At 48.5% G+C, this 19,508-nt stretch carries 18 protein-coding genes and 1 pseudogene; 18 read left to right on the top strand and 1 reads right to left on the bottom strand.

Annotation, left to right across the window (positions count from 1 at the left end; translation table 11 throughout):
- The first annotated feature begins 8 nt into the window (after nucleotides 1-8).
- The 4 genes from yajC (at nucleotide 9) to LJ740_RS13170 (ending at nucleotide 4,331) form a co-directional block, all read left to right on the top strand.
- Entirely contained in the window at nucleotides 9-344 is a 336-nt protein-coding gene (yajC, locus tag LJ740_RS13185) for a preprotein translocase subunit YajC (protein WP_229529558.1), read from the top strand.
- Between the two features lie 68 nt (nucleotides 345-412).
- Nucleotides 413-2,257, top strand: a complete 1,845-nt coding sequence (gene secD / locus LJ740_RS13180) for a protein translocase subunit SecD (protein ID WP_229529651.1) — start codon at nucleotides 413-415, stop codon at nucleotides 2,255-2,257.
- A gap of 9 nt (nucleotides 2,258-2,266) precedes the next feature.
- Nucleotides 2,267-3,208: a protein translocase subunit SecF gene (gene secF / locus LJ740_RS13175; RefSeq protein WP_229529557.1), complete on the top strand. Its 942-nt coding sequence runs from the start codon at nucleotides 2,267-2,269 to the stop codon at nucleotides 3,206-3,208.
- 163 nt (nucleotides 3,209-3,371) lie between these two features.
- The gene (locus tag LJ740_RS13170) at nucleotides 3,372-4,331 is read left to right on the top strand and encodes a hypothetical protein (protein ID WP_229529556.1); all 960 of its coding nucleotides are present in this window, start codon (nucleotides 3,372-3,374) and stop codon (nucleotides 4,329-4,331) included.
- Between the two features lie 39 nt (nucleotides 4,332-4,370).
- Here LJ740_RS13170 and suhB read toward each other — a convergent pair whose 3' ends face one another.
- Nucleotides 4,371-5,144 carry an inositol-1-monophosphatase gene (suhB, locus tag LJ740_RS13165; protein ID WP_229529555.1) on the bottom strand — a complete coding sequence of 258 codons (774 nt, stop codon included), beginning with the start codon at nucleotides 5,142-5,144 and terminating at the stop codon, nucleotides 4,371-4,373.
- A gap of 181 nt (nucleotides 5,145-5,325) precedes the next feature.
- Here suhB and trmJ point away from each other — a divergent pair, with 181 nt between their 5' ends.
- The 14 genes and pseudogenes from trmJ to LJ740_RS13095 all read left to right on the top strand — a co-directional run bounded on the left by trmJ (nucleotide 5,326) and on the right by LJ740_RS13095 (nucleotide 19,502).
- Nucleotides 5,326-6,057: a tRNA (cytosine(32)/uridine(32)-2'-O)-methyltransferase TrmJ gene (trmJ, locus tag LJ740_RS13160; RefSeq protein ID WP_229529554.1), complete on the top strand. Its 732-nt coding sequence runs from the start codon at nucleotides 5,326-5,328 to the stop codon at nucleotides 6,055-6,057.
- Between the two features lie 12 nt (nucleotides 6,058-6,069).
- Nucleotides 6,070-6,837, top strand: a complete 768-nt coding sequence (cysE, locus tag LJ740_RS13155; protein WP_229529553.1) for a serine O-acetyltransferase — start codon at nucleotides 6,070-6,072, stop codon at nucleotides 6,835-6,837.
- A 95-nt stretch (nucleotides 6,838-6,932) separates the two neighbouring features.
- A complete protein-coding gene (gene iscR / locus LJ740_RS13150) occupies nucleotides 6,933-7,418 on the top strand; it encodes a Fe-S cluster assembly transcriptional regulator IscR (RefSeq protein ID WP_229529552.1) in 486 nt (161 codons plus the stop codon).
- A gap of 4 nt (nucleotides 7,419-7,422) precedes the next feature.
- Nucleotides 7,423-8,571: pseudogene (locus LJ740_RS13145) on the top strand (IscS subfamily cysteine desulfurase); the annotation flags it as partial.
- 155 nt (nucleotides 8,572-8,726) lie between these two features.
- The gene (ndk, locus tag LJ740_RS13140) at nucleotides 8,727-9,158 is read left to right on the top strand and encodes a nucleoside-diphosphate kinase (RefSeq protein WP_229529550.1); all 432 of its coding nucleotides are present in this window, start codon (nucleotides 8,727-8,729) and stop codon (nucleotides 9,156-9,158) included.
- Nucleotides 9,159-9,316: 158 nt separating this feature from the next.
- Nucleotides 9,317-10,453 (top strand): bifunctional tRNA (adenosine(37)-C2)-methyltransferase TrmG/ribosomal RNA large subunit methyltransferase RlmN, encoded by a 1,137-nt coding sequence (locus LJ740_RS13135; RefSeq protein ID WP_229529549.1) that lies wholly within the window; start codon nucleotides 9,317-9,319, stop codon nucleotides 10,451-10,453.
- Nucleotides 10,454-10,475: 22 nt separating this feature from the next.
- Nucleotides 10,476-11,447 (top strand): type IV pilus biogenesis/stability protein PilW, encoded by a 972-nt coding sequence (gene pilW, locus LJ740_RS13130; RefSeq protein ID WP_229529548.1) that lies wholly within the window; start codon nucleotides 10,476-10,478, stop codon nucleotides 11,445-11,447.
- Between the two features lie 20 nt (nucleotides 11,448-11,467).
- On the top strand, nucleotides 11,468-12,619 hold the full coding sequence (locus LJ740_RS13125; protein ID WP_229529547.1) for a RodZ domain-containing protein: 1,152 nt from the start codon (nucleotides 11,468-11,470) through the stop codon (nucleotides 12,617-12,619).
- The gene (gene ispG, locus LJ740_RS13120) at nucleotides 12,616-13,737 is read left to right on the top strand and encodes a flavodoxin-dependent (E)-4-hydroxy-3-methylbut-2-enyl-diphosphate synthase (protein WP_229529546.1); all 1,122 of its coding nucleotides are present in this window, start codon (nucleotides 12,616-12,618) and stop codon (nucleotides 13,735-13,737) included. Before LJ740_RS13125 ends, ispG begins: the two co-directional genes overlap by 4 nt.
- A 99-nt stretch (nucleotides 13,738-13,836) precedes the next feature.
- Nucleotides 13,837-15,111 (top strand): histidine--tRNA ligase, encoded by a 1,275-nt coding sequence (gene hisS / locus LJ740_RS13115; protein WP_229529545.1) that lies wholly within the window; start codon nucleotides 13,837-13,839, stop codon nucleotides 15,109-15,111.
- A 42-nt stretch (nucleotides 15,112-15,153) separates the two neighbouring features.
- On the top strand, nucleotides 15,154-15,780 hold the full coding sequence (locus LJ740_RS13110; RefSeq protein WP_229529544.1) for a YfgM family protein: 627 nt from the start codon (nucleotides 15,154-15,156) through the stop codon (nucleotides 15,778-15,780).
- A gap of 2 nt (nucleotides 15,781-15,782) precedes the next feature.
- A complete protein-coding gene (gene bamB / locus LJ740_RS13105) occupies nucleotides 15,783-17,039 on the top strand; it encodes an outer membrane protein assembly factor BamB (RefSeq protein ID WP_229529543.1) in 1,257 nt (418 codons plus the stop codon).
- A 110-nt stretch (nucleotides 17,040-17,149) separates the two neighbouring features.
- A complete protein-coding gene (der, locus tag LJ740_RS13100; protein WP_229529542.1) occupies nucleotides 17,150-18,589 on the top strand; it encodes a ribosome biogenesis GTPase Der in 1,440 nt (479 codons plus the stop codon).
- 67 nt (nucleotides 18,590-18,656) lie between these two features.
- Nucleotides 18,657-19,502, top strand: coding sequence for a DMT family transporter (locus LJ740_RS13095; protein WP_229529541.1), 846 nt, complete (start codon nucleotides 18,657-18,659; stop codon nucleotides 19,500-19,502).
- Nucleotides 19,503-19,508 lie beyond the last annotated feature (6 nt).

Raw genomic sequence — 19,508 nt, 5'->3', positions numbered from 1 at the left:
TAGTAACTATGAATTTCTTTATCTCGAATGCGTATGCACAGTCTGCAGGTCAACCTGGTGGTGGCGGCATGGAAATGCTGGTGATGTTGGGTATTTTCGGTCTGATTTTTTACTTCATGCTTTACCGCCCACAAGCTAAGCGGGTAAAAGAACACAAAAATTTGATTGGCTCTCTGAGTAAAGGTGATGAGGTATTAACCCAGGGTGGTTTAGTGGGGCGCATCAACAAGGTCACCGATGACAAAGATTTTATGGAAATCGCACTGAACGACAATGTCACTATCGTTGTACAAAAATCTGCGGTTTCAGCTGTGTTACCCAAAGGTACGATGAAAAACATCTAAGCCGGTTTTTCTTTTAACCACAGATAAGGACTTGGGTACCGGTATCTATGAATAATCCCAGAACTGCAATTTTAAATCATACGCCCGTCTGGAAAGCGACATTAGTTTTCTTGGTAGTGGCGTTTTTTACGCTGTATGCCTCACCAAACCTCTATGGTGAGGACCCGGCCGTACAAATTTCAGCTGAGCGCACCGCGCCGGTTGATACTAATCTGCTCGATCAGGTTCAAAGCATATTGGCTGAGCGCAACATTGCCACTAAGAGTGTCGCGCTGGAAGACCAAAAGATTTTGGTCAGACTGGCAGACAATGACACCCAGTTACAGGCTCAGGAAGCGTTAGATATTGCCCTTAGCGACGATTATATCGCCGCTATTAACCTGGCACCTGCCACACCTGAGTGGCTTAAGTCCCTTGGTGCGTCACCGATGAAACTGGGCCTGGACTTGCGCGGTGGTGTTTACTTCCTGATGGAAGTGGATATGGATACCGCCCTGAACACCAAGCTGGAAGATACGGTATCGGATTTTCGCACAGCGCTGAGAGAAGAAAATATCCGTTATCGCCGCGTTGTCAAAGAAGGCAACGTTGTTGAAATCCAGTTTCGCGATGAAGCCACTAAAGATGAAGCTAAATTCTTTTTGCGCAACAGCCGTGGCGACTGGCAATACTCGGATCAGGATGATTTGACGCTGGTGGCGCAAATGTCCGAACAAACACTGGCCGAAACCAAAGATTACGCCATTAAACAGAACATCACTATCATGCGAAATCGCGTGAACCAACTGGGCGTTGCTGAGCCGGTTATTCAGCGTCAGGGTCCTGATCGTATCGTAGTGCAACTACCAGGTATTCAGGATACTGCGCGGGCGAAACAGATCCTTAATGCTACGGCAACCATCGAGTTGCGTATGGTGGACCAGGACAACGACCTGAACAGTGCCATTTCAGGCCGGGTTCCGGCGGGCTCTCAATTAATCGAAGATGAAAACGGCACACCGGTATTGTTGAAAAAACGGGTAATGCTGACCGGGAATCACATCGTAGACGCCAATTCCGGGGTTGACGAGTACGGACGTCCGCAAGTGAGCATCAGTCTGGACTCGGAAGGCGGCAGTAAAATGACTCGCGGCACCCGTGATAACGTGGGCAAGCCCATGGCCACAGTGTTCATCGAATATGAGCCGACCCGTGAACGCACCGCTGAAGGCAAATTAAAATTCGAGAAAAAAGAGCGCGTGATCAGTGTTGCAACTATTCAGGCGGTATTGGGCAGCAGCTTCCGTATTACCGGACTGGATACGCCAGGTGAAGCCAGAAATCTGGCCCTGTTGTTACGTGCCGGGGCGTTAATTGCGCCAATCCAGATTGTGGAAGAGCGCACCGTTGGGCCAAGCCTGGGACAACAGAATATCAGCCAGGGTACCGATGCCATTGTACTGGGTTTTGTGATTGTGCTGGCCTTTATGCTGATTTACTACAAGGGCTTTGGTGTCGTTGCCAACGTGGCATTGGCGGCAAATCTGATCTTAATTATCGGCGTTATGTCACTGATCCCCGGGGCCACATTAACCTTGCCAGGCATGGCGGGTATTGTTCTGACGGTTGGTATGGCGGTAGACGCGAACGTGCTGATTTTTGAGCGGATTCGGGAAGAGTTGCGCGATGGTCGCAGTCCCCAGCAGTCCATTCATCACGGTTATGACAGTGCCTTTTCCACGATTTTAGACGCGAACATTACCACCCTGATTGCTGCGCTGATTTTGTTTGCAGTAGGTACCGGCCCAATCAAAGGCTTCTCGGTGACTCTGATGGTAGGGATTGTGACGTCAATGTTTACCGCTATCATCCTGACCCGTGCCATCGTCAACAGCATTTGGGGCGGAAAGCGTCTCAGCAAGCTTTCGATTTAAGGAACAGTTATGCAGTTATTAAATTTAAAAGATACGGTTTCCTTTATGTCATTGCGGGTGCCCGCACTGATTTTCTCAGTGATTTTGATGCTTCTCTCTGTGCTGAGCCTGGCGACGAATTCACTGAATTGGGGACTGGATTTTACCGGCGGAACCCTGGTTGAAGTGGGCTACGAGCAGCAGGCCGACTTAAGCGACATCAGAGCGAGATTACAAAACTCCGGGTTTCCGGATGCTGTGGTACAAAACTTTGGTAGTAGCTCGGAAGTGTTGATCCGTCTGGCGCCTCGTGAAAATGTGAAAGCGTCAGAGCTGAGTAATCAGGTTATGCAGGCACTGGAATTAACCACCAGTAATATTCGCCGGGTTGAGTTTGTGGGCCCATCTGTAGGCGAGGAACTGGCGGAGCAGGGTGGATTGGCAATGTTGGTGGCGTTGCTGTGTATCCTTGTTTACGTGGCAATGCGCTTTGAATGGCGTTTTGCACTGGGCTCTGTGGTGGCACTGGCCCATGACGTATTGCTGACTTTGGGCTTGTTCTCGTTCTTACAGTTGGAGTTTGACCTGACGGTACTGGCTGCGGTACTGGCGGTTATTGGTTATTCACTTAACGATACCATCGTTGTTTCTGACCGGATCCGCGAGAATTTCCGTAAAGTGAGAAAAAGCGAACCGGAAGAAATCATCAATATCTCATTAACGCAAACGCTGAATCGTACCGTGATCACCTCATTGACCACCATATTCGTGTTGTTAGCCTTGTTTTTTGTTGGTGGGGCACTGATCCATGGTTTCGCGACTGCATTGTTGTTTGGTGTCGTTATTGGTACTTACTCTTCCATCTATGTTGCCAGTTTAGTGGCCCTGATGCTGGGTATCAGCAAAGAAGATTTGATACCTGCGGAAGTAGAGAAGGAAGGGGAAGAGCTGGAATCTACGCCGTTTAGCTAAGCTGTAGCCGTATTAAACATAACTAAAAGCCGGGAATTTCCCGGTTTTTTTATGTTTGTTCAGCGCTGAATTTCTTATTTTGGCTAAAAAGTTGTCTATTTTATGAATATTGATATTCTGTTAGCTATCTTGAAAACGAGCCATACAACATGCGGGTTGTTTGATGAAGTATCTGCGCTATTTGCTGACCATTAGTCCCTTGCTTATTGCTTTGCCTTGTCAAAGTATCAACATTACACAACAGGAATGGCTAACCGTTTCCTATACTGTTAAATCAGAGCTCAGGGATAACAACGCGTTACCAGACAATCCGACATCTGCCAAAGACATTTTATTGGTTAGTCAATTTATCAAGGAGTTGCAGTGGCAAAAGGACTTTACTGCCAAACAACTGCACCAGCTCAATAAATGGAAACGCTCCGATGCGGTGTTGGTATTACTGCCAGAGAGTGACGCTGAAAAACCTCAAACCCTGATCGATATCAGCGCTGAAGCCAAAAACACCTTTCTGACGATTCAGTCCCGTGAAGCTGCTGAAGATGTGTATCAAAAGTGGCAGCGGGACGAATTCACGCCGGCCGACTTAAATACCTTCACCGGTCAGAAAGGCGACGCGATTTTTAAAACCTTTTTCAACAGGTTGCCTTTGTACCTGCAGACCGGTTTTAAAGACTGGAGTATTGAGCAGTTTAAAGATCCGTCAGCAGATTTAAAGCAAGACTATTCCGCGATGGTGGCGCATATGGCCACCATGTTAGGCGATATCGAAACGGGCAATTATCTGTTTGAGCTACCCGTCACAGAGCATACTATGTCGTTTTTAGACAGTATCGTGACAAGTTTCGCTCAGGATGAGCAGCTCATGTTATTGAAAAATGCGTCAGAGAACAGCAAGCTGAAAGCAAAAAGTTACCAATTGTTGGCGCAACATTTTGCCAGGGATAAATCGGTGGCGGTACTAGTGGCTGAGGCATTGCAAAGCCGCAATGATTACTGGCAGGCGCTAAATCTGGTACCGGCTTTCGTCAAAGCTGGTAATACAGAGGCTTTTGAAAATGTCATCAAGCAACTGGAGCAAAGCCAGCAAGAACAATTACGGGTGCGCTTAAAGCAGAAAAATTAGCCCAGGCTGCCGCACGATAGTGTGCGGCAGCCCGGCATACTATTTCAGGTGTTTGACAATGGCCTGAACGACTTTCGGATTTCCGGCAACAACCTGTTCAGTTTTGAAGTACTGATGCCCACCACTATAATCGGACACCAAACCGCCTGACTCGCGTACTAACAATTCGCCCGCTGCAATGTCCCATGGCTTGATACCTTGCTCCCAGTAGCCGTCAAAACGCCCCGCTGCCACATACGCCATATCCAGGGCTGCTGATCCAGAACGGCGAACGTCGCCCGCTTCATTAAAGATTTTGCTGAATTTTTCTAAGGATTCACCCAGCAAAGCTTTATTTTTAAACGGAAATGCAGTGGCTAATACCGTGCCTTGCAGTTCTTTGCGCTGGCCAACGCGAATACGGAAGCCATTCAACTGGGCGCCATTGCCGCGGCTGGCAGTAAACAGCTCACCACGCAACGGATCAAAGACCACCGCCTGATCTAATTTACCTTTGTACTGCAGTGCGATAGATACACAAAAGTGAGGAATCCCCTGAACAAAATTGGTGGTGCCGTCCAAGGGGTCGATAATCCATTTGAAATCTTCATTGCCTTCTGTCAGGCCGCTTTCTTCGCCTACAAAAGTGTGATCCGGGTAAGATTGTTTGATTTTGGAGATGATGGCCTGTTCCGCTTCTTTGTCTATTTTGGTGACAAAATCGTTTGCTCCCTTTGTTTCTATTTCTAGGTTGTCCCGAGATTCATAACTTCGGGCGATGATATTACCGGCAGTACGAGCAGCGCGTACCGCAATATTCAACATGGGATGCATAGCGATATCCTGTATAAATGAGCCATCTGGTTTTAAAAAGAGCTATTCGGCAACCCAATTCAGGGCTACGCGAATTTTCGGCGCGGAATCTAACAGAAAAGCTGTGCAAAATAAACACAATTTTTCATTAATCGCTTATGTTATTATCTGCGCCCTTGTTTTAGTTTGAAGAGTTCGTGTCTTGAATAACATCCGAATTGTGCTGGTTAATACGTCCCACACGGGCAATATTGGGTCCACCGCCCGTGCCATGAAAACCATGGGATTGAAAGATTTGTATTTAGTGGATCCGGTTAGCCCACCGGACGGCCATGCCAGTGCGTTAGCGGCCGGTGCTGGTGACGTGTTAGCCAATGCCAAAACCGTATCGACATTATCGGAAGCGATTGCGGATTGTGGTCTGGTCATTGGTACCAGTGCCCGTTCCAGAACCCATAGCTGGCCTATGTTGAACCCCCGGGAATGCGGCCGTAAAACAGTACAGGAGTCGGAGCAATATCCGGTGGCTATCGTGTTTGGGCGGGAAAACAATGGCCTGAGTAACGAAGAATTGCAGCAATGCCAGTACCATGTGTTTATTCCGGCAAATCCGGAATACAGCTCCCTCAATCTGGCGGCCGCCGTGCAAACTATTTGTTATGAGGTTCGCATGGCGACCCTGGAGAAAACCGGTGAACTGCTTGCGGATGCAGCAGAACAACAGGCGCTGGAAGATTATCCCCTGACCGACGATTTAGAGCGTTTTTATGTGCATCTGGAAAAAACCTTATCCGGGACTGGCTTTATCATACCGCAACATCCCGGGCAGGTGATGATGAAACTGCGCCGGATGTTCAATCGCGCCAGGGTGGAAAGTCAGGAGTTGAATATACTAAGAGGGATACTGACTTCCATTGATAAATCGGTCAAATAAAGAGAATCACACATGTTCGCCAGAATAAAAGAAGACATTGCCAGTGTTTATCATCGTGATCCGGCTGCCCGCAATAATTTTGACGTTCTGACCAATTACCCGGGGCTCCACGCTATTTGGTTGCATCGTATTAGTCACAAATTATGGCGTAAAAACTGGTTGTGGCTGGCGCGTTTTATCTCCACCTTTGCTCGCTGGATGACAGGTATCGAAATCCATCCTGGGGCGACTATCGGCAAGCGATTCTTCATTGATCACGGTATGGGGGTGGTAATTGGTGAAACCGCTGAAATTTGTGACGATGTTACCCTGTATCACGGGGTTACACTGGGAGGCACCAGCTGGAACGTTGGCAAGCGTCATCCCACGTTAAAAGATGGTGTAGTGGTCGGGGCTGGTGCAAAAGTACTGGGGCCAATCATTATCGGTAAAAATGCGAAGGTGGGGTCAAATTCTGTCGTCATTCGGGATGTACCAGAGGGCTTAACTGTACTGGGCATTCCGGGTCGGGTGGTGTCAAAAGCCTCGGGGCAGTCCGCTTCGCAACGGGAGAAAATTGCCAAAAAGTATGGCTTTGATGCGTACGCCGTTTCGCAGGACAATCCTGATCCGGTTGCCAATGCCATCGGACTGATGCTGGAACATCTTCATCTTGTAGACAGTAAAGTGGAAGGCATGTGCACCGAGATCAATAAAATGGGCGGCAATGTTTGCGACAAGAAGATTCCGGAACTGGAGTTACCCGATTTCCTGAATGATGATTTTGACCCCATCATCTAAAAAATGATAATACCTGACTAAAATAGTCGGGTATTATCTTGACTGCTAATTCCAGCTATGTGACTATCGCTGCAGTTTTAACCCGGAACCCGGTTATGAAGTTAACATCGAAAGGTCGCTATGCCGTAACAGCAATGCTGGATGTCGCTTTGCATTCAGAAAAAGGTCCGGTGCCCTTAGCTGACATTTCTGAACGTCAGGAAATCTCCTTATCCTATCTGGAACAATTGTTTTCACGCTTGCGTCGGGAAAAACTGGTAACCAGTATTCGTGGGCCGGGGGGCGGTTATTTGCTGGGCCGGGCCGCTGGCGATATCGCAGTTGGAGAAGTCATTAAAGCCGTTGATGAAACCGTCGATGCGACCCGGTGTCAGGGGCAGGCGGATTGTCAAAATGGCCATCGCTGCCTGACACACAACTTGTGGCAAGACCTGAGTGAACGCATCGAACTCTTTCTGGATGGTATCACCCTGGGTGAACTGGTATCTAATGCCGCCGTTCGATCTGTCGCTGAACGACAAGATGCTGATAAGTCTCGTCATCTCAAGAGTGACAAAATAGAAATTAGTTTACAGTTATAACACTATGAATACCCCAATATATCTGGATTATGCCTCTACAACCCCGGTAGACGAACGCGTTGCTGACGTGATGATGAAATACATGACTCGTGATGGCGTATTTGGCAATCCGGCATCCCGCTCGCATCGGTTTGGCTGGCAGGCAGAAGAAGCCGTAGAGGCTGCCAGAGAGCAGGTCGCAGGTCTGATCAACGCGGATCCCAGAGAAATTGTGTTTACCTCAGGTGCCACCGAATCCAATAATCTGGCCATTAAAGGCGTGGCAGATTATTACCAGCATAAAGGTAAACACATAATTACCTCGGCCACTGAGCATAAAGCCGTGTTGGATACCTGTCTGGCAATGGAAAAAGCCGGATTTGACGTGACCTACCTGACGCCGCAAAAAAATGGTTTGTTAGATCTCACCGAGCTGAGTAATGCCTTTCGTCCGGATACCTTGTTGGTATCGGTGATGCACGTGAATAACGAAACCGGCGTCATTCAGGATATTCAGCGCATCGCTGAAATGTGTCGCGAACGCGAGGTCTTATTCCATGTGGATGCAGCGCAAAGTGCCGGCAAAGTGAGCATCGATGTCAGCAATTTGCCGGTTGACCTGATGTCGTTTTCCGGCCACAAAATTTATGCGCCCAAGGGCATTGGCGCGCTGTATGTCAGACGCCGTCCAAAAGTACATGTCATGGAGCAGATCCACGGTGGGGGACATGAGCGAGGAATGCGTTCGGGTACGCTGGCGACACATCAAATTGTCGGTATGGGCCAGGCGTTTGCCATTGCCAAAGATTGCCTTGAGCAGGAGCAGCAGCGAATTGCACAACTAAAGCAGCGCTTTATAGAAGGGCTTAGCGATCTGGCTGATATTGTGATCAATGGTGAACAAAATCAGTCGGTGGCGGGTATTGTCAACGTCAGTTTTGAACATCTCGATGGCGAATCTTTGTTGATGGCACTCAAGGATATTGCTGTGTCGTCAGGGTCTGCCTGCACGTCAGCCAGTCTGGAACCCTCTTATGTACTAACCGCTATGGGCATTGACCCGCAACTGGCTCATGCCTCTATTCGCTTTTCTTTCGGTCGCTATACAACACAGGACGAAATAGATAAGGCGCTCGACAACCTGTTTTACGCGGTACCCAGGTTGCGGGAATTGGTCGGGTAATTCGAAGTAAAGCGGCTGTTGTACATTTTTTACACCATTAAAATCGAATTTTTGACAAAAATTCTGACACAGCCATAGGAATGCGACGCACAATTGCATATAATTCGCGCCGATTTAAATTTAACCACAAAATTGGAGCGGTAAAAATGGCGCTAGAACGCACTTTTTCCATTATCAAGCCCGATGCAGTAGCTAAAGACGTTATCGGTGCAATCTACAATCGTTTTGAATCTGCAGGCTTGCGCATTGTTGCAGCTAAAATGTTACACCTGAGCAAAGAAAAAGCTGAAGGTTTTTACGCTGAACACAAAGAGCGTCCTTTCTTCCCGGCTTTGGTTGACTTCATGACTTCTGGCCCGGTAATGATCCAGGTGCTTGAGGGTGAAAATGCGGTTGCTAAAAACCGTGAAATCATGGGCGCTACTAACCCGGCGGAAGCATTGGCCGGTACTTTGCGCGCTGATTACGCTGTATCTATCGATGAAAATGCGGTTCACGGTTCAGACGCACCTGAGTCTGCTGCACGTGAAATTGCTTACTTCTTCGCAGACGAAGAAGTGTGCCCACGCACCAGATAAGATTTTAAGAACTACCTCAGGTAGTTCTTTGCATTGTGAAAGGGAGCCTTGGCTCCCTTTTTCTTGCCTCTGTGATTAACTCATGGCAAGAGAAGGTTGAAAAATATACAATACTGGCATTTTAAATTTGTCAGTGGTTTTTGTTGAGGTAGTAATTAATGACAGTGAAAAGCGTCAGCGAAGAAAAAGTAAACTTGTTGGATTTTGACAGGAAGTCTTTGCGTGAGTTTTTCGCAGAAATCGGAGAAAAGCCCTTCCGTGCGGATCAACTGATGAAATGGATCTATCAGCAGGGCGAAGATGATTTCTCCAAAATGACCAACCTGAACAAAAACCTGCGTGCTAAGCTGCAGGCGCGATGTGAGATTGTGGCGCCAGAAATCAGCACTTTCCAGCAAGCCACAGACGGCACCATTAAATTTGCCTTGCTGCTCAAAGGTGGCCAGGAAGTGGAATCAGTTTGGATACCGGAAGAAGACAGAGCCACTTTGTGTGTCTCTTCACAGGTGGGTTGCGCCCTGGAATGTACCTTTTGCTCAACGGCGCAGCAGGGATTTAACCGCAACTTAACCGTGTCTGAAATTATCGGACAGGTATGGCGTGTCGCTAAATTCATCGGTTTGTCGCCGGATACAAACGAGCGCCCTGTGACCAATGTGGTCATGATGGGGATGGGCGAGCCTCTGCTTAACCTGAAAAATGTGGTACCCGCTATGGATATCATGCTGGACGACCTGGGGTTTGGTTTGTCTAAACGACGGGTCACCCTGAGTACCTCGGGGGTCGTCCCTGCGTTGGATAAACTGGGCGATCAAATTGATGTGGCATTGGCCATTTCACTGCATGCACCTAATGATTTGTTGCGCGATGAAATTGTTCCGGTAAACAAAAAATATCCGATAGCGGAATTTTTAGCCGGGGTAAGGCGCTATTTACAAAAATCCAACGCTAATCGCGGTAAGGTAACCGTTGAGTATGTGATGCTAAATGGCATCAATGACAGCATGGAACAGGCTGAGGAACTCGCGCAGTTAATGAAGAGTACCCCCTGCAAAATTAATCTGATCCCCTTTAACCCGTATCCGGGATCGCCGTATACCCGAAGCAGCAATTCGCGGATAGATCGTTTTTCGAAAGTGCTGATGGGTCATGGCTATACTGTGGTAGTGCGCAAAACCCGGGGCGACGACATTGATGCTGCCTGCGGCCAACTGGTGGGTGATGTTGTCGATCGCACCAAACGTATGTTGAAAAAACGCATGAAGGGTGAAAGTATTGAAGTCAGGCTCAACTAAAAACAATTAAAAGCGAATCACAATGCGCACCATAGTATTGCTATCCATGATGCTTTTGGCTGGATGTGCCAGCCAAACCACCACTTCATCTGTGCCAGCGGCTCAGGGAGTTAACCAGATAGAAGCGGCTAAAACCCGGGTTTCACTGGGGTTAACTTACCTGAAAAACGGCAATTATGTGCAGGCTAAAACCAATCTTGATAAAGCGTTAGAGTTTGCACCGCGACTAGGCGATGTGCATTTCGCCCTGGGCTACTATTATCAACAGGTGTCTGAGTGGGAAATTGCCCGGCAATATTACGAACAGGCTATGCATCTGGACAAAAATAATCCGGACCTGATCAATTCCTATGGTGCGTTTTTATGTGAAGTAGGTGAGTACCGCGAAGCCAAAGAAAACTTGCTAAAAGCGGTTAATATTAAAAGTTACAATCGCGCCGCCGAGAGTTATGAAAACCTCGCCATTTGCAGTCATCGACAGGGCAAAACATCTGAGGCGATGGATTATCTGCGCAGTGCGTTGCAACATCAACCTGGCCGGGCCCGGAGCTGGTACATGCTGGTGGAGTTGCTGATTGCCAAACAACAATGGCAGGAAGCAAAAATAGCCTATCGCCAATATGAAAAAGTGGTACCGGTGACAGCTGATACACTAAATCTGGCCATTGAGATTGAAAATGGCCTGGGTAATGCCAATATTGCTCAAGGATATGCAGATATGCTGCAAACCTTGTACCCGGACAGAGTCGGGCAGCCTCGAACTATTATTCTGACTCCGGCACTGGTGTCTGGTGGCGCGGTGCCGGAAACAGCAAAGACAACAGAAGTGGCTAATGCTGGTATTCTCTACCATGTCTTAAAAAAGGGCGAGACCTTATACCAGGTTTCCCGCATTTATGACGTGAGAGTTCAGTCGCTGGTGGAGTGGAACCGCATTAGTGACGTGTCAGGTTTATCAATAGGGCAACGATTAATCGTTTCAAACCCTAATTAACACATAGAATTTGGGCATTTATGGCAGAAGAAATTCAGGAAGACCCACGTCTTCCCGCACCTGGTTTAAAACTTAAATCTTGTCGCGAAGCGCGTCATCTGAGTATTGACGAAGTGGCTGATAAGTTACATTTGAGACCTTCGGTGATCGCTGACCTGGAAAGTGATGTAATTGATCATTCTATTTCCATGACGTTTACCCGGGGTTATATCCGATTGTATGCGCGTTTTCTGGATTTAGCACCTGAGCCATTGCTGGCTGAATTCGATGAGTTGGCAAATCCCGGAAAGCAACCGGCGAAACTACAGAGCTTTTCCCAAAAAGTCGCTCATCAGGCCAGTGATGCCCGCCTGATGATGTTTAGCTATTTTATTCTTTTTATTATTATCGCAATGGCGGTCGTGTGGTGGTTTCAGCAGCCCGGTAGCAGTGATGTGCAGGTATCAGACACGGCGACGGAATTGGAAACAGTACAACCTGTCTCAGCCGAGTCTGTTGCCCCGGGCGTAACTGAGAAAGAGCGTTTTAACGAGCGTGATTTAACACCCAATACATCTGAGCCAGAATTGCCTGAAGAACAGCCTGAAATCAGTAGCGCAACGACCTTTGACACAACGCAGTCCGATATGACAGAAGCGTCACCCGTCGAAGATGTCGAAACAGGTGAAGATACAGGCACAGCCGGGGCAGCTCCCGCTGAAATTCAGGATGACTCTTCAGCAACAGTTACAGCAAATAACCCGATGACTACCGCTGTGCCCGATACCAGTAACGATGTAATGACCACGGCACCGGAAGCAAGCCCTGCGCCTGTTGTGGATGGGCTATCCGGGCAATATAGTGATGATATCAACCAGACTGATGAAGGCGTTGTTTCCGCAGCCGGTACGGAAGAATCTGCGGTATTGACAATGAGTGGCACCGAGGTGGAGTTAGTATTTACCTTCACCGAAGATTGTTGGATGAATCTGGTGGATGCCACCGGTGAAGCCATTGCTTATGGCATTAAGTCCGCCGGTCGGGTGATGCCGGTAAGCGGTATTCCACCCTTTGAAGTAAAACTGGGGGCGCCGCAGGCGGTTACACTTACCGTCGATGGCGAACCTTATGATATGAGTTCATTCCCGGCGGGCCGCACCGCTACTTTCACAATAGGAGAGTCGAGTTCATGAATGCTGAATCTCCCATTAAACGCAGAAAATCCACCCGCATCAATGTCGGCAATGTACCTGTTGGCGATGGCGCGCCAATTGCGGTTCAAAGCATGACTAATACACCCACCACAGATGTGGCGGCAACGGTGGCGCAAATCAATCGTATCGTGGCCGTTGGCGGTGAAATAGTCAGAGTCTCTGTGCCTACTATGGACGCGGCCGAGGCTTTCAGGCAGATAAAACAACAAGTATCAGTGCCTCTGGTGGCTGATATTCATTTTGACTACCGTATTGCCCTGAAAGTAGCCGAATACGGCGTGGACTGTCTGCGTATTAATCCGGGTAATATTGGCAACATGGAACGTATCAAGGCGGTTGTTGAAACCGCAAGAGACAAAAATATTCCGATCCGAATCGGCGTTAACGCCGGCTCACTGGAAAAAGACATACAGGAAAAATACGGCGAGCCCACACCGGAAGCGTTGGTGGAGTCAGCGATGCGCCATGTAGACATTCTGGATAAGCTCAATTTTTCCCAGTTTAAGGTGAGTGTTAAAGCGTCAGATGTTTTTCTGGCGGTTGGTGCCTATCGCATACTGGCACAGCGCATTGAACAACCCCTGCACCTGGGTATTACCGAAGCAGGTGGCTTTCGCGCCGGCGCCGTAAAAAGTGCTGTGGGGCTGGGTATGCTGCTGGCTGAGGGTATCGGCGATACCATTCGCATTTCTTTGGCAGCCGATCCGGTGGAAGAAATTAAAGTGGGCTTCGATATTTTAAAGTCTCTGCGAATTCGTTCTCGCGGCATCAATTTTATCGCCTGTCCCAGTTGTTCGCGGCAGGAATTCGATGTTATTGGTACCGTTAATGCACTGGAGGAACGCCTGGAGGATATTCTGACACCCATGGATGTTTCCATTATTGGCTGCGTGGTGAATGGTCCGGGTGAAGCTGAGGTTTCCGATTTAGGGTTGACCGGTGCACGCAATATGAGTGGTTTTTACCTGGACGGCAAGCGTCAGCGTGAGCGTCTGGCTAACGATGACCTGGTGGATCAGCTGGAAAAGCGGATCCGTGCTAAAGCCGCCATTTTGGATGAAAATAATAAAATCCCTACCACTGAGGTGCAATCCTGAGTTTAAAAGCCACAACAAAGATTCAGTCATTGTTGTTTGATGCCGGAAGGCCTATAATGCCGGGCTTTTAAGTCGCAAATTGAGTTTGAGAAGTAAGCCGTGAGTAAAACGATACAAGCCGTACGTGGAATGAATGACTGTTTACCAGAGCAGTCTGGCTTGTGGCAGTGGATCGAAGCTAAGCTGAGAGCCGCTGCTAACAGTTATGGTTATCAGGAAATCCGTACGCCGATTGTGGAGAGTACGGATCTGTTTAAGCGGTCAATTGGTGAAGTTACCGATATCGTAGAAAAGGAAATGTACACCTTTGACGATCGCAATGGTGACAGTCTGACATTGCGCCCCGAAGGCACTGCCTGTTGTGTCAGAGCCGGTAATCAGCATGGTTTACTTTATAATCAGCAACAAAAAATTTGGTACATGGGCCCGATGTTTCGCCATGAACGCCCGCAAAAAGGCCGTTACCGACAATTCCACCAGTTTGGCATTGAAACCTATGGTTTTGAATCGGCCGATGCGGACGCGGAAGTTATCGCTGTTGCAGCAAAATTGTGGCGAGAATTTGGCATCGCCGATGATGTCCGGTTGGAAATCAATTCACTTGGCTCTAACGAAGCCCGCGAAAATTACAAACAGGCACTGGTGGACTATTTAAGTGGCCACAAAGACAAGCTTGATGAAGATAGTTTGCGTCGCTTAGATTCCAACCCCTTGAGAATTCTGGACAGCAAAAATCCTGATATACAGGCCTTGCTATCCGATGCACCTTCGTTGCACCAGTATCTGGATGAAGCGTCACAACAGCATTTCAGCGCAGTACAGGCTCGCCTGGATGCCTATGGCATTGAATATCGCGTAAACCCTACCCTGGTCAGAGGTCTGGATTATTACAACCGCACTGTGTTTGAGTGGGTAACCGATACTCTGGGTGCGCAGGGTACAGTCTGTGCCGGAGGTCGGTATGATGGCCTGGTGGAACAACTGGGCGGAAAAAGCAGCCCGGCAGTGGGTTTTGCGTTGGGGATGGAGCGTCTGGCTTTGATCCTGGCAGAACGCGTTGAACCGGATACCATTAATCCACCTACCGACATCTATTTGGCGGCCATGGGGGAAAAAGCGGAACTTTTTAATATTACGCTTGCCGAAACCCTTCGGAACGCGTTTCCTGAACATCGCATACAAACCCACATGGGGGGTGGTAACTTTAAGAAGCAAATGAAACGCGCTGATAAAGTTAATGCCAGATTTGCCATTATCGTCGGTGAGCAGGAACTGGAAAATCAAAAAGTGATTGTAAAATCCTTGTCAGATGGGCAACAAGAAGAAGTAGCTCAGGCAGATTTGCAACAGAATTTAGAATTAAAGCTGGTTTAATTAAGGCCAGATTAGCATACGAAATTTAATCAGAGGACACTGATGGATCATTTCAGTACAGAAGAAGAACAAATCGAAGCCATTAAGAAGTTTTGGAAAGAGAACGGTATTCCAATTATCGTTGGTGCCGCATTAGGTCTTGGTGGTTTGTGGGGTTGGCGCTTTTATAACGGTCAACAGTTACAGGCACAGGAACAGGCAAACGACGCCTACAATGTGGCGATGGATGCCCTGGCTGCCAACGAAACCGATACTTCTGTGCTAACGCAATTTATCGATGCCAATAAAGACACCACTTATGCGGTTATGGCGGCCTTACAACTGGCCAAGGTGGCGGTTGAACACGATGATTTGGCGGAAGCTGAAAAACAACTGCAGTGGGCCGCCGATAATGTTGCAGATGTCGCCATTCAGGATTTGGCGTTATTGCGCCTGGCCCGCGTTCAGGGCGAACTGGAAAAATACGATGCCGCTAAGGCGACCTTAGACAAAGTTAGCTCTGAAGCGTTTCAGGCTCAGGCTTACACCGTTAAAGGTGACGTGTTGGCAAAGCAGTCGCTGTATAACGAAGCGCAGGAAAGCTACAGCAAAGCATTGGAGCTAACGGATGGCAATCCAACTCTGATTCAAATGAAGATAGATCATCTCAACGCAAAAGTAAGTAGTTAAGTATGACTGTTAAAAAAATTGTGAGCAGAGTGGCGCTGCTGGTATTGCTGAGCAATCTGGCTGGCTGTTCTGTTATTCCCACCTGGATGGACCCGACCACCTGGTTTGAAGACGACAAAGAAGCAGAAGTTCGGGAACTCAAACCTATCAATGAACGTTTTAAGCCTGCCATCGTCTGGGATGATTCAGTCGGCGATGGCGTTGATTATTATTTTTCCAGACTGACGCCGGTTGTTGCTTACAACAAGGTATTTGCTGCCAGTCGTCAGGGCATAGTTAAAGCGTTCGACGAAACAAGTGGCAAGCAGTTATGGAAAATTGATCTGGCGGATTATCGCGATGAAGGCATGTTCAGTTCGGTAACACAGCTTTGGGCGGACGGCATTTCAGCGCGCTTGTCTGGTGGTATCACGGCGGCCTATCAAAAGGTTTTTCTGGGTAGCGAAAATGGACTGGTGTTCGCCATTGACGTTGACACCGGTAAGGTTGCCTGGCAATCCAAAGTCAAAGGTGAAGTATTGGCTTCTCCGGCTGTTGACGAAGGTGTCGTTGTAGTTAATACCGGAGCCGGCGTCATGCATGCGCTGGATGCGGAAACCGGCGAGCAGCGCTGGATTTATGAATCAGAAGTACCGACACTGACATTGCGTGGTGTCGCGCAACCTTCGATCTCCAGTGGTGGTGCTATTGTGGGCACGGCAAGCGGTAAAGTGGCCGTGGTGCTGATTGAAAATGGTCAGGTGTTGTGGGAACAAACCGTTGCAGCTGCAACCGGGGCTACTGAACTGGAACGCCTGGTGGATATCGACAGCCAGACATTGGTGTTCGGCGGTATTGTTTATGTTGTATCCTACAACGGCACGCTGGCAGCGGTGGAACTGCGCTCTGGTCGGGTATTGTGGAAACGTGAATATCGTTCTTATCGCCGCATGACCATCGATGGCAATTTACTGTACGTAGTTGACGCCAGTAGTCAGGTTTATGCGCTGGACAGACGCAACGGTATTGAACGCTGGTCGCAGCCTTCTTTGCGGGAGCGGGAGTTGACCTCCGCCACACCGGTGTCAGATTATATTGTGGTGGGTGATCGCTATGGTTTCCTGCACTGGCTGGACAAAGCCTCCGGTGAAATTGTCGCCCGTCTGAATTTTGGTGGTGATGACGAAGATAATTCTGTTTACGTTGAGCCGGTAGTCAGTGGTGATATCATTTATGCGGTCACGCGTGAAGGCGATATCGCGGCAATCAGAACACCGTAAGCCTGACCAAAATCGACAAGTTTGCGAACGGCTCTTAAGAGCCGTTTTTGTATTACAGATTGATATTACCGGCCCAGTTTTGGGTTTTTGTATTTTAGGAAGTTTTATTCATGCTACCAGTAATCGCCTTAGTAGGGCGCCCTAATGTAGGGAAATCAACTTTATTTAACCGGTTGACTAACACCCGGGATGCACTGGTAGCGGATTATCCGGGCTTAACCCGTGATCGCAAATACGGTCAGGCAAAATTTCAGGGCTGGCAGTTTATTCTAATTGATACCGGTGGTATCAGTGGTGACGAGCAGGGGATTGATGCCGAAATGGCCTCGCAATCACTGATGGCCGTCAATGAGGCCGATGTGGTTATCTTTCTCGTGGACGCTCGTGCTGGCCTGACAGCGGCAGATCAGGGCATTGCTAAACATCTGCGTATTCAGGGCAAGAAAACCTTACTGGTAGCCAATAAGGTGGATGGCATAGACGGCGACAGTGCCTCTGCAGAATTCTATTCCCTGGGATTAGGCGATGTCTATCAAATTGCCGCCTCTCATGGTCGTGGTGTGGCTTCTCTGGTGGAAACCGCGTTGGTGCCAATGTCGGAACAGTATCCAGATATGCGCATTCCGGAAAAGGTAAAACTGGACGAAGAGGACGCTGAAGCGGAACTGGCGCGATTGCAGTCGTTGCCCATCAAATTGGCAATTGTGGGTAAACCCAACGTTGGTAAGTCAACACTGACCAATCGCATTCTCGGAGAAGAGCGCGTTGTGGTTTATGACATGCCTGGTACCACGCGTGATAGTATTTATATTCCAATGCAGCGCGAAGATCAGGATTACATTTTAATTGATACCGCCGGGGTTCGTAAAAAGGGCAAAATCAGTGATGCCGTAGAAAAGTTTTCGGTTATCAAAACATTACAGGCAATTGAAGAAGCGAATGTGGTGTTACTGGTCATTGATGCCCGCGAAGGCATCTCGGACCAGGATTTATCCCTGCTTGGCTTTGTATTGAACGCCGGGCGTGCCTTAGTCTTAGCGGTAAACAAGTGGGACGGGCTGGATATTAAGGTTAAGGACGACATTAAACGGGAATTAGATTTTCGTCTAGGCTTTATTGATTTTGCACGATTGCATTTTATCTCTGCATTACATGGTACTGGTGTGGGGCATCTGTATGAATCGGTACAGGAAGCCTATAAATCAGCCACAAAGCGGGTGAATACCTCGATGCTTACCCGCATAATGGAAATGGCACAAGAAGATCATCAACCGCCGATGGTGCGTGGCCGCCGGGTTAAAATGAAATACGCCCATGCCGGTGGGTACAACCCCCCCAGAATCGTGGTACACGGCAATCAGGTGGAAGACTTGCCCGATTCTTACAAAAGATACCTGATGAATTATTTCCGTAAATCTCTGAAAGTGATGGGAACACCGATAAAAATAGAATTTAAGGAAGGTGCGAACCCGTATGAAGGGAAAAAGAACAAGCTCACTCAATCGCAGCTCCGCAAGCGTCAGCGATTGATGAAACACCACAAAAAGTAATCAGCTGAGAAAGAAAATACGGTTAAGCGGGGTCATGATGATCCCGTTTTGTTTTTGAGGCTTAGTATTGCACACCTTAATTTACACATTTTTGGCCTTGCTGGCCTTTGCCGGTAACTCAGTGTTATGTCGCCTTGCACTGGCGAATAATCTGATAGAGCCTGTTTATTTTACCCAGATCAGATTGTTATCCGGGGCGGTTTGCCTGCTGTTGATTGCGTTGTGTTTTACCACCACCAGATCCGCTCAATCGCTGCTATCAGCAGGTAGCTGGCGCGGTGCGGTTGCCCTGTTTGTATACGCCCTGTTTTTCTCGCTGGCCTATGTCTCACTGGATACGGCCACCGGGGCACTGGTACTGTTCAGTGTGGTACAGTTTACTTTGATCGCTTTGTATCTGAGGGCTGGTCATACAATGGCAGCCAGGCAATGGATGAGTGTACTTCTGGCCATGTCGGGGTTATTTGTACTGTTAGTGCCTGGAGTCAGCAATCCGTCGCCCCTCGGTATTGGATTAATGGCAATTGCCGGAGCGGCCTGGGGACTATATACCCACCTTGGAACACACAGCCGCCAACCGCTGGCTGATACAACGGCAAATTTTATGCGTACCTTGCCCTTGTGTTTACTTTTACTGTTTTTGCCTACCGCACAGTCCTGGGCGACACAAGAGGGCGTAATATTAGCGATTTTATCCGGAGCGTTGGCATCCGGTGCAGGTTATGCGGTATGGTATTACGTGCTCCCGCGGTTAACCGGCTTGCAGGCTGGTTTGTCTCAGTTGACGGTACCGTTATTAGCCGCTTTGGCCGGGTTTGCGTTGTTGGGCGAAGCAATCAGCTGGCAATTGCTGTTGTCGGGCCTGCTTATCCTCACCGGAATTGCACTGTTGCAATATTCCAGGCAAGGTTAAAGCGGG

Source organism: Planctobacterium marinum (assembly GCF_020687805.1).
Taxonomy (GTDB): domain Bacteria; phylum Pseudomonadota; class Gammaproteobacteria; order Enterobacterales; family Alteromonadaceae; genus Planctobacterium; species Planctobacterium marinum.
This window is presented reverse-complemented; position numbering and strand designations above follow the sequence as displayed.

Excerpts from the sequence above, each read along its gene's own strand:
- LJ740_RS13170 (WP_229529556.1), top strand. The coding sequence starts at position 3,372 with ATGAAGTATCTGCGCTATTTGCTGACCATTAGTCCCTTGCTTATTGCT.
- secF (WP_229529557.1), top strand. The coding sequence starts at position 2,267 with ATGCAGTTATTAAATTTAAAAGATACGGTTTCCTTTATGTCATTGCGG.
- der (WP_229529542.1), top strand. The coding sequence starts at position 17,150 with ATGCTACCAGTAATCGCCTTAGTAGGGCGCCCTAATGTAGGGAAATCA.
- ispG (WP_229529546.1), top strand. The coding sequence starts at position 12,616 with ATGAATGCTGAATCTCCCATTAAACGCAGAAAATCCACCCGCATCAAT.
- iscR (WP_229529552.1), top strand. The coding sequence starts at position 6,933 with ATGAAGTTAACATCGAAAGGTCGCTATGCCGTAACAGCAATGCTGGAT.
- suhB (WP_229529555.1), bottom strand. The coding sequence starts at position 5,144 with ATGCATCCCATGTTGAATATTGCGGTACGCGCTGCTCGTACTGCCGGT.
- LJ740_RS13135 (WP_229529549.1), top strand. The coding sequence starts at position 9,317 with ATGACAGTGAAAAGCGTCAGCGAAGAAAAAGTAAACTTGTTGGATTTT.
- yajC (WP_229529558.1), top strand. The coding sequence starts at position 9 with ATGAATTTCTTTATCTCGAATGCGTATGCACAGTCTGCAGGTCAACCT.
- cysE (WP_229529553.1), top strand. The coding sequence starts at position 6,070 with ATGTTCGCCAGAATAAAAGAAGACATTGCCAGTGTTTATCATCGTGAT.
- LJ740_RS13125 (WP_229529547.1), top strand. The coding sequence starts at position 11,468 with ATGGCAGAAGAAATTCAGGAAGACCCACGTCTTCCCGCACCTGGTTTA.
- ndk (WP_229529550.1), top strand. The coding sequence starts at position 8,727 with ATGGCGCTAGAACGCACTTTTTCCATTATCAAGCCCGATGCAGTAGCT.
- pilW (WP_229529548.1), top strand. The coding sequence starts at position 10,476 with ATGCGCACCATAGTATTGCTATCCATGATGCTTTTGGCTGGATGTGCC.
- bamB (WP_229529543.1), top strand. The coding sequence starts at position 15,783 with ATGACTGTTAAAAAAATTGTGAGCAGAGTGGCGCTGCTGGTATTGCTG.
- LJ740_RS13110 (WP_229529544.1), top strand. The coding sequence starts at position 15,154 with ATGGATCATTTCAGTACAGAAGAAGAACAAATCGAAGCCATTAAGAAG.